This window comes from Rhodovulum sp. HP10 (assembly GCF_047553435.1).
Classification (GTDB): Bacteria; Pseudomonadota; Alphaproteobacteria; order Rhodobacterales; family Rhodobacteraceae; genus Rhodovulum.
The window spans coordinates 1,026,895-1,040,690 of sequence record NZ_CP180201.1 but is presented as its reverse complement, the minus strand read 5'-3'; the positions used below and the strand labels follow the sequence as shown (position 1 = coordinate 1,040,690).

The 13,796-nt window shown below is 67.5% G+C and carries 12 protein-coding genes; 4 read left to right on the top strand and 8 right to left on the bottom strand.

What is annotated here, in order from left to right; all coding sequences use genetic code 11:
- Positions 1–17 precede the first annotated feature (17 nt).
- The 4 genes from ftsH to folD all read left to right on the top strand — a co-directional run bounded on the left by ftsH (position 18) and on the right by folD (position 5,195).
- A complete protein-coding gene (gene ftsH / locus ACK8CO_RS04730; protein ID WP_080615556.1) occupies positions 18–1,925 on the top strand; it encodes an ATP-dependent zinc metalloprotease FtsH in 1,908 nt (635 codons plus the stop codon).
- Positions 1,926–2,236: 311 nt separating this feature from the next.
- Entirely contained in the window at positions 2,237–3,913 is a 1,677-nt protein-coding gene (locus tag ACK8CO_RS04725) for a formate--tetrahydrofolate ligase (protein ID WP_414898329.1), read from the top strand.
- Positions 3,914–3,987: 74 nt separating this feature from the next.
- Complete coding sequence (locus tag ACK8CO_RS04720; protein WP_414898328.1) at positions 3,988–4,296, top strand: chorismate mutase; 309 nt, start codon at positions 3,988–3,990, stop codon at positions 4,294–4,296.
- Positions 4,293–5,195: a bifunctional methylenetetrahydrofolate dehydrogenase/methenyltetrahydrofolate cyclohydrolase FolD gene (gene folD, locus ACK8CO_RS04715; RefSeq protein ID WP_414898327.1), complete on the top strand. Its 903-nt coding sequence runs from the start codon at positions 4,293–4,295 to the stop codon at positions 5,193–5,195. The genes ACK8CO_RS04720 and folD overlap by 4 nt, the downstream gene beginning before the upstream one ends.
- Positions 5,196–5,207: 12 nt before the next feature.
- Here folD and pdeM read toward each other — a convergent pair whose 3' ends face one another.
- The 8 genes from pdeM to ACK8CO_RS04675 all read right to left on the bottom strand — a co-directional run bounded on the left by pdeM (position 5,208) and on the right by ACK8CO_RS04675 (position 13,789).
- Positions 5,208–5,870 (bottom strand): ligase-associated DNA damage response endonuclease PdeM, encoded by a 663-nt coding sequence (pdeM, locus tag ACK8CO_RS04710; protein WP_414898326.1) that lies wholly within the window; start codon positions 5,868–5,870, stop codon positions 5,208–5,210.
- Positions 5,871–5,909: 39 nt separating this feature from the next.
- Positions 5,910–8,312 carry a ligase-associated DNA damage response DEXH box helicase gene (locus ACK8CO_RS04705; RefSeq protein WP_414898325.1) on the bottom strand — a complete coding sequence of 801 codons (2,403 nt, stop codon included), beginning with the start codon at positions 8,310–8,312 and terminating at the stop codon, positions 5,910–5,912.
- Positions 8,313–8,361: 49 nt separating this feature from the next.
- Positions 8,362–8,799: a D-aminoacyl-tRNA deacylase gene (gene dtd, locus ACK8CO_RS04700; RefSeq protein WP_080615562.1), complete on the bottom strand. Its 438-nt coding sequence runs from the start codon at positions 8,797–8,799 to the stop codon at positions 8,362–8,364.
- Positions 8,796–9,722, bottom strand: a complete 927-nt coding sequence (locus ACK8CO_RS04695; RefSeq protein WP_414898324.1) for a carbohydrate kinase family protein — start codon at positions 9,720–9,722, stop codon at positions 8,796–8,798. Before ACK8CO_RS04695 ends, dtd begins: the two co-directional genes overlap by 4 nt.
- Before the next feature lie 61 nt (positions 9,723–9,783).
- The gene (locus ACK8CO_RS04690) at positions 9,784–10,884 is read right to left on the bottom strand and encodes a TFIIB-type zinc finger domain-containing protein (protein WP_414898323.1); all 1,101 of its coding nucleotides are present in this window, start codon (positions 10,882–10,884) and stop codon (positions 9,784–9,786) included.
- Positions 10,885–10,891: 7 nt separating this feature from the next.
- Positions 10,892–12,016: an SPFH domain-containing protein gene (locus ACK8CO_RS04685; protein ID WP_414898322.1), complete on the bottom strand. Its 1,125-nt coding sequence runs from the start codon at positions 12,014–12,016 to the stop codon at positions 10,892–10,894.
- A gap of 151 nt (positions 12,017–12,167) precedes the next feature.
- On the bottom strand, positions 12,168–12,851 hold the full coding sequence (locus ACK8CO_RS04680; protein WP_414898321.1) for a DUF6338 family protein: 684 nt from the start codon (positions 12,849–12,851) through the stop codon (positions 12,168–12,170).
- Positions 12,848–13,789 carry a DUF2927 domain-containing protein gene (locus ACK8CO_RS04675; protein WP_414898320.1) on the bottom strand — a complete coding sequence of 314 codons (942 nt, stop codon included), beginning with the start codon at positions 13,787–13,789 and terminating at the stop codon, positions 12,848–12,850. Before ACK8CO_RS04675 ends, ACK8CO_RS04680 begins: the two co-directional genes overlap by 4 nt.
- Between the last annotated feature and the right edge of the window lie 7 nt (positions 13,790–13,796).

The following is a 13,796-nucleotide window of genomic DNA, read 5'->3' as shown; positions in this document are numbered from 1 at the left end:
AATTCAAGGAGTACGCCTTGGGCAACGCGCGACAAATCGCCTTCTGGGTCGTCCTGTTTCTGCTGATCCTGGCGCTGTTCAACCTGTTCAGCGGTGGGCAGGGGGCCATGTCCTCGCAGACCATCAGCTATTCCGAGTTCCTCCGCAACGTCGAGGCCGGCCAGGTTTCGAGCGTCAAGCTTGACGGCGAACGTGCGGTGATCCGGGAAGCCGATGGCAGCACCGTTACCGCGATCGTGCCGCGCGGCACCGACGTGACCGAGCAATTGCTCGCCAAGAACGTCGATGTCACCGCCGAGCCGCAGGAACAGAACGGCCTTCTGGCCTATATCGGGACGCTTCTGCCCTTCATCATCCTGATCGGGATCTGGATCTTCCTGATGAACCGGATGCAGGGTGGCGGACGCGGCGGGGCCATGGGCTTTGGCAAGTCCAAGGCCAAGCTTCTGACCGAAAAGCATGGCCGCGTCACCTTCGACGACGTGGCGGGCATCGACGAGGCCAAGGACGAGCTGGAAGAGATCGTGGAATTCCTGCGCAATCCGCAGAAATTCTCGCGTCTCGGCGGCAAGATCCCGAAAGGCGCTCTGCTGGTCGGTCCGCCCGGTACCGGCAAGACGCTGCTCGCGCGCGCCATCGCGGGCGAGGCGGGCGTGCCCTTCTTCACCATCTCGGGCTCCGACTTCGTCGAGATGTTCGTGGGCGTCGGTGCCTCCCGGGTCCGCGACATGTTCGAGCAGGCCAAGAAGAACGCCCCCTGCATCGTCTTCATCGACGAGATCGACGCCGTGGGCCGGTCGCGTGGCGTCGGCTATGGCGGCGGCAATGACGAACGCGAGCAGACGCTGAACCAGCTTCTGGTCGAGATGGACGGATTCGAGGCCAATGAGGGCATCATCATCGTCGCGGCGACCAACCGCCCCGACGTGCTCGACCCCGCGCTCCTGCGTCCCGGCCGGTTCGACCGTCAGGTCCAGGTGCCGAACCCCGACATCAAGGGCCGCGAGAAGATCCTGGGCGTCCATGCGCGCAAGGTGCCGCTGGGGCCCGATGTCGATCTGCGCATCATCGCCCGCGGCACGCCCGGCTTCTCGGGCGCGGATCTCGCCAACCTCGTCAACGAAGCGGCGCTGATGGCCGCGCGCGTCGGCCGGCGCTTCGTGACGATGGAGGATTTCGAGAATGCCAAGGACAAGGTCATGATGGGGGCCGAACGGCGCTCGATGGTCATGACCGAGGACGAGAAGAAGCTGACCGCCTATCACGAGGGCGGGCATGCCATCGTCGGCCTCAATGTCCCGCAGCACGATCCGATCCACAAGGCGACGATCATCCCGCGCGGCCGTGCGCTGGGTCTGGTTCTGTCGCTGCCCGAACGCGACCAGCTCTCGGTCAGCTACACCAAGTACAAGTCCAAGATCGCCATGGCGATGGGCGGGCGCGTGGCCGAAGAGCTCATCTTCGGCAGGGAGAACGTGACCTCGGGCGCCTCCTCGGACATCCAGCAGGCGACCCGGATCGCCCGGGCGATGGTGACCCAGTTCGGCTTCGACCCCGAGCTTGGCTATGTCGATTATGCCAATGAACAGGACAGCTATCTCGGGTCTTATAACAGCGGTCCCAAGCATTCGACCGCGACCCAGAAGATCATCGACGACAAGGTCAAGGCGCTGGTCGACGAGGGCTATCAGACGGCGACGCGGATCCTGACCGAGAAGCGCGAGGATCTGGAACGGCTGGCCCAGGGGCTTCTGGAATACGAGACGCTGACCGGCAGCGAGATCACCAAGGTCATCGCCGGCGAGGCGCTGAGCCGGGGCGATGACGACACGCCCGGCACCGGCGGCGACACGCCCTCGGTCACGGCCATTCCGAAGACCAAGCCGCGGCCCAAATCCGGCTTCGAGCCGGAACCCATGGCCTGAGCCAGGGCGGCTCTGACCGAACCGAAGACCCCGGACCCCCACAGGTTCCGGGGTTTTCCTTTTCAGCCGGGCGCGGCCCCGGCATTGGCCGACATGGCAGCCCCCGGGCTGCTTTCCGTCCACCCTTGCTTCCTTTCCGGCCGGGGCCTGGATCGCATCCTCTGCCCGAAGGTCGATGCCGCCTTTCCGGTCCCACCGGCAGGTGGCTCCGCTGCTCGCGCCGTGGCGCTTTTCTCCTGCCTCTGAGGCGCTGGCCCTCGCGCCGGCAAGCGGCTATTGCTCTGCAAAACGGGAACCTATGGAGGATCGGCATGGCGCCGAAGACGGATATCGAAATCGCCCGCGCAGCCGATAAGCGTCCGATCGAGGAAATCGGCGCTAGGCTCGGCATTCCGGCCGAGGCCCTGCTGCCCTATGGGCGCGACAAGGCCAAGGTCGCGGCCGGGTACATCGCCGGCCTCGAGGGGCGTCCCGAAGGCCGCCTGATCCTCGTGACCGCGATCAACCCCACGCCCGCGGGCGAGGGCAAGACGACGACGACGGTGGGGCTGGGCGACGGGCTGTCGCGGCTCGGCCACAAGACGGCGATCTGCATCCGCGAGGCCTCGCTCGGGCCCTGTTTCGGGATGAAGGGCGGCGCGGCCGGCGGCGGCCATGCCCAGATCGTGCCGATGGAGGACATGAACCTTCATTTCACCGGCGATTTCCATGCCATCACCTCGGCCCATAACCTGCTGGCCGCGATGATCGACAACCACATCCACTGGGGCAACGAGCTGGATATCGATCCGCGCCGCGTGACCTGGCGGCGGGTGATGGACATGAACGACCGGGCCTTGCGCGACATCGTGTGCTCGCTGGGCGGGGCCTCCAACGGCTACCCGCGCGAGACCGGCTTCGACATCACCGTGGCGTCCGAGGTGATGGCCATCCTCTGCCTCGCCACCGATCTGGCCGATCTGCAGCGCCGGCTGGGCGACATCATCATCGGCTATACCCGCGACGCGGCGCCGGTCCATGCGCGCGATCTGAAGGCCGACGGAGCGATGACGGCGCTGTTGCGCGAGGCGATGCAGCCCAATCTGGTGCAGACGCTGGAACACACGCCCGCCTTTGTCCATGGCGGCCCCTTCGCCAATATCGCCCATGGCTGCAATTCGGTCATCGCCACGCGCACGGCGCTGCGGCTGGCCGATTACGTGGTGACCGAGGCCGGTTTCGGGGCCGATCTCGGCGCAGAGAAATTCATGGACATCAAATGCCGCAAGGCCGGACTTGCGCCTTCGGCGGTGGTGATCGTGGCCACCGTCAAGGCGCTGAAGATGAATGGCGGCGTCGCCAGGGACGATCTGAAGGCCGAGGATGTGGCGGCGGTGCAGGCGGGCTGCGCCAATCTCGGGCGCCATATCGAGAACATGCGCGCCTTCGGGGTGCCCGCGATCGTCGCCATCAACCATTTCGCGGGCGATACCGAGGCCGAGATCGCCGCGGTGCAGGATTACGTGCGCGGGCAGGGGACCGAGGCGGTGCTGTGCCGGCACTGGGCCGAGGGCGGTGCCGGCATCGAACGGCTGGCCGAGAAGGTCGTGGCGCTGGCCGGGACCGGGCATAGCGGTTTCGCGCCGCTCTATCCCGACGGGATGGGCCTTTTCCAGAAGATCGAGACCATTGCGCGCCGGGTCTACCGCGCCGATCATGTCGTGGCCGATCAGAATATCCGCGACCGGCTGAGCGCCTGGGAAGAGGCGGGCTATGGTCATCTGCCAATCTGCATGGCCAAGACCCAGTATTCCTTCAGCGCCGACCCCGAACGGATCGGGGCGCCCGAGGGCTTCGATGTGCCGATCCGCGAGGTGCGCCTGGCGGCCGGGGCGGGCTTCGTCGTGGCGATCTGCGGCCGGATCATGACCATGCCGGGCTTGCCGCGCCATCCGGCGGCCGAGACCATCGGCCTGAATGCCGAGGGCCAGGTCGAGGGGCTGTTCTGAGCTGCAGACGGATTGATCCCCCGGGGCGGGCGGGCTAACACGCCTCCGACGGATCCCGGAACGCGAGAGGCCCGATGATCGCTCCTGACAAGTGCCACAGCATGGATGACCTGCGCATCCAGATCGACGCGCTCGACGCGCGTCTCGTCTCCCTTCTGAGCGAGCGCGCCCGCTATATCGAGCGGGCCGCCCAGATCAAGGCCGGGGCCGGTCTTCCGGCCCGGATCGATGACCGTGTCGAGGAGGTCGTGGCGAATGTCCGCGCCCGGGCCTCGGTCGAGGGGCTCGATCCGGGTCTGGCCGAAAAGCTGTGGCGCGATCTCATCGAATGGTCGATCGGGCGCGAGGAAATGGCCCTTGGGGCCGGGGAGGAGCCGCAATGACGGCAACCCTGATCGATGGCAAGGCCTTTGCCGCCAGTATCCGCGAGAAGGTCGCGGCCCATGTCGCGGCGATGAAGGCCGAGCACGGCCTGACCCCGGGGCTGGCCGTGGTCCTGGTCGGCGAAGATCCGGCCAGCCAGGTCTATGTGCGCAACAAGGGCCAGCAGACGAAAGAGGTCGGAATGGCCTCTTTCGAACATCGCCTTGCCGCCGAAACCTCCGAGGCCGAGCTTCTGGCACTGATCGCGCAGCTGAATGACGACCCGGCAGTGCATGGAATTCTCGTACAGCTTCCGGTGCCTGACCATATCGACGAGGCCAAGGTGATCAATGCCATCGACCCGGCCAAGGATGTCGACGGCTTTCACATTTCGAATGTCGGGCTGCTGGCCACGGGGCAGAAGTCGATGGTGCCCTGCACCCCTCTGGGCTGCCTGCTGATGCTGCGCGACAGGCTGGGCAGTCTGTCGGGGCTGAATGCTGTCGTGGTCGGGCGCTCGAACATCGTCGGCAAGCCGATGGCGCAATTGCTGCTGAAGGAAAGCTGTACCGTGACGGTCGCGCATTCCCGCACCCGCGATCTGCCCGAGCTCTGCCGTGGCGCGGATATTCTCGTCGCTGCCGTCGGCCGGCCGCAGATGATCCCGGGCGACTGGGTCAAGCCCGGTGCCACGGTGATCGATGTCGGCATCAACCGCATCCCGGCGCCCGAGAAGGGCGAGGGCAAGACCCGGCTTGTCGGCGATGTCGATTTCGCCAGCGCGGTCGAGGTTGCCGGGGCAATCACGCCGGTTCCGGGCGGGGTCGGGCCGATGACGATCGCCTGTCTGCTGGCCAATACCGTCACCGCCTGCTGCCGCGCCCATGGCCTGGCCGAACCCGAGGGGCTGGCCGTCTGAGGCGCGCCCTGTTCAGGCGCGCATCGGCACCGCCAGCGGCTTCGGCCCGGTCAGCACGGCCACGGCTTCTGGCCCCATGAGCTGCTCGAGTACCCGGTCGCGGCTGGCAAGCCCGCCGGTATAGGTGCCGAAGGCGGGCAGGATCGCCCGCGCGTGATCGATCAGGAAGCAGGGTCGCGAGACCCTGCGCCCGCCCAGGCACAGCCGGGCCTTCGGGTGGTAATGCCCTGAAATCTCGTTTCGTTCGCCCGGAATGGCGATATGGCGAAACCACAGCGGGCCGATCTCGGCCTCTGCCAGCGCGCTGCCGCCGGGCGCGGCCGGGGCGGGGTCGTGATTGCCCGAGATCCAGATCCACTGCCGGCCGGCCATCAGTGCCAGCAGCCGCTGGGCCGCAGGCTCGGGCAGGGCGCGCGCCGCCGCGTCATCGTCGAAACTGTCGCCAAGGCAGAGCACCCTTCGGGGGGACAGCGCGGCGATCTCGTCGGCCAGCCTGGTCAGCGTCTCGTCGGTATCATAGGGCGGCAGCAGGGCACCGCCCCGCCGCGCCACCCGTTCGGCCTTTCCGAGATGCAGATCGGCGACCGCCAGAAGCGCTTCGTCCTCCCACCAGAGCGCCCCCGAGCCGCGGGCGCTCAGCCGGGCCCCGGCGAGTGTGAAATCATGTCCCGTCATGGCGTCTCTCGATCCGATCCGGGGCGGGAAGGCAAGCGCTCAGGCAAGGCCCGCCTCGGCCATCAGCCGCGCGGCGGTGGCGTCGATCAGGCGCTGTTCGGCCGTCCCCCGAACCGGCACCCGCCCGGCTTCAAGGAAAAGCGGCGCGGCCAGAGGCGAGACGCGGTCGAGGCGCATATGGTCGATCCGGCCGCGCACCCGGTCCAGCATCTCCTCGATCCGGCCGAAATCGACAAGCCCCTTCATCGCCTCCTCGCGGGTAATCTCCAGAAGCACATGGCCGGGGTCGTAGCGGCGGAGCGTGTCATAGAGAATATCGGACGAAAACGTGGCCTGACGCCCGGTCTTGCGCTGGCCGGGCAGGTTGCGCTCGATCAGCCCGGCAATGATGGCCGATGTTCGAAAACTGCGCTTCATGACGGCGTTTCCCGCAAGCCAATCGGCGAAGGCCGCCTGCAACCCGTTCGAATCGAGAAAGTCGGCTGGGGTCTCGACAGGGTCGAGGCCCCAGATAAGGGTGGCATGATCGGCGGCGACGAAGCCCAGCGGCGCAAACCCGGCCTCCTCCATCCTCTGGGTCAGCAGAAGCCCCAGGGTCTGCTGTGCATTCCGCCCGGCAAAGCCGTAGATGCAGAGGTGATGACGGCCCTCGAAGGCGAAGGTCTCGACCAGCAGCCGGCCGGGCTCTGGCAGGCGCGAGAGCCTGCGCTGCAGCTTCAGCCAGTCGGAGGTATGAGGCGGCAGGCCGGGCCAGTCGGGCGCGTTCAGCAGGGCGAGGATGCGGTCGCAGAGCCGGGTCGAGGTGGCGAATTTGGTGCCGGCGAAGACCGCGATCCTGGGCCTGCGGCCGGGGCTTGGGCTGACCTCGACCACCATCTCGCGCAGCCCCTCGAAGCGCACCACCTGGCCGCCGATGAGAAAGCTGTCGCCGGGTGTCAGCGTGGCCGCGAAGGCCTCTTCGATCTCGCCAAGCGGTGCGCCGCGGCGGGCGGGCTTGAGGCGCACCTTCAGCCGTTCCTCCTCGACGATGGTGCCGAGATTCATCCGGATGCGCCGGGCCGCGCGCGGATCGCGCAGCGCCCAGCGCCCGTCAGGTGCCTGCTTCAGCCGCTGCCAGCGGTCATAGGCGCGTAGCGCATAGCCGCCGGTTGCGACGAAATCGAGACAGGCCTCGAAGCTGGCACGGGGAAGCTCGGCATAGGGCCCGGCCGAGCGGATCTCGTCGAACAGCGCATCGGCCTCGAAGGGACCGGCAGCAGCGCAGGCGAGGATATGCTGACACAGCACGTCGCGCGCACCGGGGCCGCGCGGCGCGCCGTCGAGATCGCGGGCCCGCACCGCCTCGAGCGCGGCGAGGCATTCCACCACCTCGAACCGGTTCGCAGGCACGAGCAGGGCCTTGGAAGGCGCGCTATAGCGGTGATTTGCGCGGCCGATCCGCTGCACCAGACGCTTGACGTTCTTCGGCGCGCCGACCTGGATCACCAGATCGACATCGCCCCAGTCGATCCCCAGATCGAGCGATCCGGTGCAGACGGCCGCGCGCAGCCGTCCCTCGGCCATCGCGGCCTCGACCTTCAGACGGGCTTCGCGCGACAGGCTGCCGTGATGGATCGCGATCGGCAGGTTCGCCTCATTGGCAAGCCAGAGGTCGCGGAAGAACAACTCGGCCTGCGCGCGGGTGTTGTGAAAGACCAGCGTGGTGCGGTGCCGGGCGATCTCGGCCAGAACGGCGGGGATGGCATGGCGCGCGCCGCCGCCGGACCAAGGCGGCGGTGCGCCGGTCTCGAGCATGGCGATATCGGGGGGCGGGCCGGGATCGGCGGTCAGGATGTCGCAGGGTGCGCCCGCGGGGGCCAGAAAGCGGCCAAGCGCGGGCGGGTCCTCGACCGTGGCCGACAGCCCGATGCGCCGGAAGCCGGGGCAGAGCCGGTCCAGCCGGGCCAGTGCGAGGCTCAGCTGGTCGCCCCGCTTCGAGTCGGCCAGCGCATGGATCTCGTCGACGATGACCCGGCGGAGCCCGGCAAAGATGCGCGGCGCGTCCTCGTAGCTGAGCATCAGCGCGAGGCTTTCGGGCGTTGTCAGCAGGATATGGGGCGGATCGGCGCGCTGGCGGCGGCGGCGGGATTGCGGGGTGTCGCCGGTCCGGTCCTCGACCCGGATCGGCAGCGCCATCTCCTCGATCGGGCGGCCGAGATTGCGCCGGATGTCGGCCGTGAGAGCCTTGAGCGGCGAGATGTAGAGACTGTGCAAGCCTGTGGGGGTATTTTCGGCCAGATCGACCAGGGTAGGCAGGAATCCTGCAAGTGTCTTGCCGCCGCCAGTCGGCGCGACCAGCAAGAGCGCGGGGGTTTCGGCCCGCTCCAGCATCGCTTCTTGATGCGGATGCAGCTGCCAGCCACGGGTGGCGAACCAGTCTGCGAAGGGGGCGGGCAGGGCCATCGGCGTGGCGGCGGTCAGGCCTGGGCCGGGGCGAAAGAGGCGGGCGCGGTCATGTCTCGATCCAGATCGTGACCGGCCCGTCATTCACGAGCGCAACCTTCATGTCGGCGCCGAACCGGCCGGTGGCCACCTCGATACCCTCGGCGGCCAGCGCCTCGGCAAAGCGCAGATAGAGCTTCTCGCCCAGATCGGGCGCGGCGGCGCGGGAAAAGCCGGGGCGGTTGCCGCTGGCGGTATCGGCAGCCAGGGTGAACTGGCTGACCACCAGCGCCGCGCCGCCGGTATCGAGCAGCGAGCGGTTCATCTTGCCGGCCTCGTCGCGGAAGATCCGCATCCGGGCGATGCGCCGGGCCAGCTTGTCGGCCTCGGCCCCGGTATCGCCGGTCATGGCGCAGACAAGCACCAGAAGTCCGGGCCCGGTCTCGCCGATGATGGCGCCGTCGACCCGGACGGCGGCCTCGCTCACACGCTGGACAAGTGCTCTCATGCCAGTTCCTCCATCCAGGGTGGGTTGGCGCCCGCGCGCGAGACGGTGACGGCGGCGGCGCGGATCGCAAGCGAGAGCGCGGCCTCCAGTACGCTGTCCGGCAGCCCTTGGGCGAGCGCCGCGCGCTCGAGGGCGTCCGCTTTTGAAAGGCCAGCCAGAAAACCCGCATTGAAGCTGTCGCCCGCGCCGATGGTGTCGACGACCTGCATGGCGGGGGCGGGCAGGAAGCGCTCGGCTGCCCGGCCGAGGGCATGGGCGCCGCCTGCGCCCCGGGTCAGCAGCACCAGCCGCGGGCCGCGGCCCAGCAGTCCGCGCGCCAGATCGCAGGGCTCGCCCGGGCCTTCGAGCCAGTGCAGATCCTCGTCCGAGATCTTGACGATGTCGGCGGCCGCGATCATCCGTGCGATCCGGGCACGATAGGCGGGGGCGTCGGCGATGAAGCCGGGCCGGATATTCGGGTCGAGCATCGTCACCCGGGCCCCGGCCTCGCGCAGGAAAAGCGCCTCATAGGCGCTGCCGCAGGGCTCGGTCATCAGCGAGATGCCGCCGCAGAACAGCGCGCGCGTATGGTCGGGCAGGGCGGGCAGATCGGCGGGGGCCAGCATCCGCCCGGCCGTGGCCTCGTCATAGAAGGCATAGCGCGCCTGGCCCTCGGCAAGGGTGACGAAGGCCAGCGTGGTCGGCCGGGCCGGGCGCGGGCAAAGCCCGGTCCCGACGCGCGAGGCGGCCAGCGCCTCGGCAAGCCGGGTGCCGAAGAGATCGGTCGAGAGGCCCGCGAAAAAGCCGGTGGGCACGCCCAGCCGTCCCAGCGCGATGGCGGTGTTGAAGACCGCGCCGCCGGGATGGGGGACGAAGGCGGGCTCTCCTCCGGTGCTGGTCCGGGGCAGCATGTCGATCAGGGCCTCGCCCGCGCAGAGGATCATCCGGGTCGCGTCCCGTCGTTTGCCTGACGGCTCGGACCGGGACCTGAGAGGGGGCAAGGGCTCACTGCTCGAGCCCCGAGAGATAGCCGATGCCCGCCGCCAGCCCGCCGACCACGGCCAGCGTCAGCCCCACCGCGACGGCGATCTTCCAGGCCGACCAGGGCCGTTCGCCCTGCACCCGGCCGCTGCGGCCGTTGACGACAAAGCGGTAGGTCTTGCCGCGATAGCGATAGGCCGCCAGCCAGACCGGCAGCAGCACATGCTTGAAGGTCAACGTCGAGATCCGGGTCTCGAGCCAGTCGACGCGCTGGCGGTCGCCGCCGATATCGAAGGCCGCGTCGCGGCGGATCACCTGCTCCATGATCTTGCGCGCCTCGATCAGGCCGTCCTCGAGATCGACGGTGTAGCCCTCCGAGCGGAAGCCCGCGAGGAATTGCGGCTGATAGGGTTGCAGCAGCGACAGATCCCAGGGTTCGAGCGCATAGGTATAGCGCTTGGGCAGGCTGGTCGAGGCCAGCACCAGCACGTCGTCGAAGACGCGCGCCACCCGCCCCGAGACAGAGTGCCAGCGCGTACGCTGTACCTGTACCGTCTCGGTCTTTCCGTTGCGCGTCACCTTGCGGGTCTCGTAATAGACCGTGCCGCGCTGGCCACGGTAATTCGTGGTCGTGTCGGCGTCGAAGGTCCAGTAGGGAACGTAGATCCCCTGCATCCGGCGGCCCTTGCGGGCATAGTCCCTAAGCCCGTTCGGCGCGAACCAGAGCCGCCCGAGCCAGTCGGTCATCGCCTTGTGCGCCTCGGCCTCGGACAGTGCGAAGGGCAGCACCCCCCTGGGCTTGATCCGCCGCCTGAGCCCGGTTCCGGTGACCACGGGCGTGGCGCAGAACGGGCATTCCGCGGCATGGGTGGCCTCGTCCAGCTCGAATTCGGCGCCGCAATTCGTGCACTTGGTCTGGCGGATCTCCTCAAGCTCGGCCTCGGGCAGAATCGCGTCGAGCGTGGCCTGATAGTCGAGTTCGACCAGGGCCTCGGCAGGGGCGGGGCCGTCCTCGACCGGCTCGCGATGGCCGCAATGGTCGCAGACGAGTTGCCCCGCATCGGGCGAGTAACGCAGGTCGGCCCCGCACTGGTCGCAGGGAAAGCGGTGATCGGCGGCGGTCATCGGCGGGCTATACCCCCGGCGGTGGCGGCGGCGGGGCGACGGTGAACAGCCGGGCAAGCTCGATCACATCCTCGGCGCGCTTCCAGCCGTCCTGGCCCTGGGTCCAGACATGGCTGTCACGCCGGAAGCTGCCCTCGATCGCCATCCGGCCCAGCCGGGCCATCGAGAACGGACCCGAGATCTGGCCGTTCTCGGCGATATGCCAGACATGTTCGACCGGGGGCGGGGGGGGCGGCAGAACCGGGGCTGCCGCTGGTTCGGCGCGCGCGCCCCAGGGCCCCATCGCCCCCGCCATGCCAGTGCCCATCGCCATTCCGATGCCCGCGCCAAGCCCCGTGGCCATGCCGCCGCCTGCCGGGTTGGCGGCGGCGGAGGCCATGGCTTCGGCCGCGGAATAGCGGGTGTAGCGGCCCAGATCGCCTGCAATCCCCGCCGAGGTGCGCCGGTCGAGCGCCTTCTCGACCTCGGGCGGCAGGCTGATATTCTCGATGTAGAATTCGGGCATGGTCAGGCCGTAGGCCTCGAGCGTCTTCGACACTTCGGTGGCGATGAGCGCGCCCAGATCGGCGGTATTGGCGGCCATGTCCAGCACCGGAATGCCGCAGCCCGCGATCACCCGCGAGAATTCCTGAACGATGATGTTGCGGATCTGGAAGCCGATCTCGTCCATGGTGAATTCGCCATCGGTGCCGACGATCTCGACCATGAACCGGGCCGGGTCGGTGACGCGGATCGCGTAGCTGCCGAAGGCGCGGATCCGGGTCGGGCCGAATTCGGGGTCGCGCAGCATCACCGGGTTCTTGGTGCCCCATTTGAGGTCGGTGAAGCGCGTGGTGTTGACGAAATAGATGTCGGAGAGGAAGGGCGAGCGGAAGCCGTGATCCCAGTGCTGGAGCGTCGTCAGCACCGGCATGTTGTTGGTCTCCAGCATGTAGAGCCCGGGCCGGAAGACATCGGCCAGCTGGCCCTCATGCACGAAGACGGCCGCCTGACCCTCGCGCACGGTCAGCTTGGCGCCATACTTGATGGCATGGCCCTCGCGCGCGAAGCGCCAGACCATGGTGTCGTGGCGGTCGTCGACCCAATGGATGACGTCGATGAACTCGCCGGAGAGAAAGTCGAAAATGCCCATGTCGTCTTATTTGTCTTGCGGCAACCGAACCGTGGACTCGGCGTTCTTGGGTAATTGAGAACTTGTCGGGGGTCTGGTGCTGTGGTTCGCACCGGCCTGATAGCCACGTTCGTTGCCTGCCGATCGTTCTCTTGGCTTGGCCTGATAGCCGTTAACGATCATTTTCGCCTTCTGGTCCATCTTCTGCCTTTTCCTCCATGAGAAACTCTACGGATCGTACGTCTCTGAGATTGAGAAGGATTGCTCTTCTATGGCTTGGCTCGTGCCATGTACCGTTCTTGTCGATGATGTAAGCTCTTTCAAGATATAGGTCGCTGCGGCTGTCGTCGCTAGCTGCAAGCGATTTTTCCCCGAACCAGCCGCCGATCTTGGTGCCGTCATTGAAGGTTATCTCGACCAGACCCGGTGCTCGATTGTCTCCGAACGCGAAATCGTGCGCGCGCTGCACGGGATGGATGACCGGCAGCGACAGACGGCGGAGCAGGCCGTTGCGCCAATCCGACCTGAGGAAAAGGCCCAGTGTCCAGCCGAGACCCGTCGGGACCACAAGGACGATGAAAACAAGATGAAGAATGTCCGGAGGGTCGACTAACCAGTCCGGCAGGTCGTGTTCTGACAGGCTTGCGATGACGACTGAACCATAGAATGCCGCCAGGACATAGACGATGAACTGGACGATGAGGCTGAGGATGATCGCCTCGATCAGGATCTCTGCGGGCTTCGGTCTCAGGCCCATGACGAAGGCGGAGCGCACGAATATGACGACATAGCCCGCCAGCAGGTAGCGCGCAAAGAACTCGAATGTTTCAGGGCTGAGGAGCGACCCGAAGGTCAACTCTCGCCCCCCATCAGCTCGGCCACGATCTCCTCGACGATGGGGCGGGCCTCGGCCGGGCGCATGCCGGGACGGAGGCGGCGGTCGTAGAGGATCTTCAGCAGCAATTCGTCATGCGGGGTCAGCAGCGCGAATTCCTCGTCATCGTTGAAGATCGAGGGGCGTGCGGCGGGACTGTCATTGGCCAGGCCCAGCCCCTGGGCCAGTTCCTCATGCACGCAGGATTGGCGCAACCGGTCGGGATGCTCGCCGCGGATGACCGCGACCGCGCTGGAATAGGTGCTGGCATTGCCCTCGGAGAAGGCCAGCACCATGCAGAAGGTCGAGCGGGGCATCACCGCGATGGTGCTTTCGGCGCCGATGTCGATGCCGGGGATCAGGCGGCGCAGCTTGGGGCCGATGCGGCGGCGTTCGTCCTCGTTGACGACGAAGATCTGGAAATTGGCCTGTTCGGGGGCGGTCATCGACATCGGAAGCCCGGTCAGCCGGGACAGCCGCTGCACATATTCCGAGATTTCGGCCCGGTCGGTGGCGCGCTGTTCGGCTGGTATGGTTTCGCCGAAGACGAGACCGAAGCGCACCGGCTTCTCCCAGCGGCGCAGGCGGCTTTCGGTCTCGCGCGCGATCAGGTTTCCGCCCCGGGTGACGTATTCGTCGAACAGGGCGACCCGGATGAAATCCTCGACCAGCGTGTGACGGGTGAAGGGCACATCGGCCTCGCCGCCATCGCTGCGCAAGAGCCCGCGGGACAGCAGGTCGTTCTGAACACGGGCGTAATGCCGGGCCAGGATCTCGCTGTCGGCCGAGGGCTGCGGCGGGCTCCCGGCATCGGGCCGGACCGCCGGACGGGTAACGGGGGGCTCGGGCGCGAGCTGACACCCGGTCAACACCCCGAGAAGGAGCCCCGACTGAAAGAGACGGCGCAGCTTGGGCCTCACGATGCGT

What these genes read in the sequence shown, in the direction of transcription:
- ACK8CO_RS04725 (WP_414898329.1), top strand. Translation starts at nt 2,237, where the DNA reads ATGGCGCCGAAGACGGATATCGAAATCGCCCGCGCAGCCGATAAGCGT.
- ACK8CO_RS04720 (WP_414898328.1), top strand. Translation starts at nt 3,988, where the DNA reads ATGATCGCTCCTGACAAGTGCCACAGCATGGATGACCTGCGCATCCAG.
- folD (WP_414898327.1), top strand. Translation starts at nt 4,293, where the DNA reads ATGACGGCAACCCTGATCGATGGCAAGGCCTTTGCCGCCAGTATCCGC.
- pdeM (WP_414898326.1), bottom strand. Translation starts at nt 5,870, where the DNA reads ATGACGGGACATGATTTCACACTCGCCGGGGCCCGGCTGAGCGCCCGC.
- ACK8CO_RS04705 (WP_414898325.1), bottom strand. Translation starts at nt 8,312, where the DNA reads ATGGCCCTGCCCGCCCCCTTCGCAGACTGGTTCGCCACCCGTGGCTGG.
- dtd (WP_080615562.1), bottom strand. Translation starts at nt 8,799, where the DNA reads ATGAGAGCACTTGTCCAGCGTGTGAGCGAGGCCGCCGTCCGGGTCGAC.
- ACK8CO_RS04695 (WP_414898324.1), bottom strand. Translation starts at nt 9,722, where the DNA reads ATGATCCTCTGCGCGGGCGAGGCCCTGATCGACATGCTGCCCCGGACC.
- ACK8CO_RS04690 (WP_414898323.1), bottom strand. Translation starts at nt 10,884, where the DNA reads ATGACCGCCGCCGATCACCGCTTTCCCTGCGACCAGTGCGGGGCCGAC.
- ACK8CO_RS04685 (WP_414898322.1), bottom strand. Translation starts at nt 12,016, where the DNA reads ATGGGCATTTTCGACTTTCTCTCCGGCGAGTTCATCGACGTCATCCAT.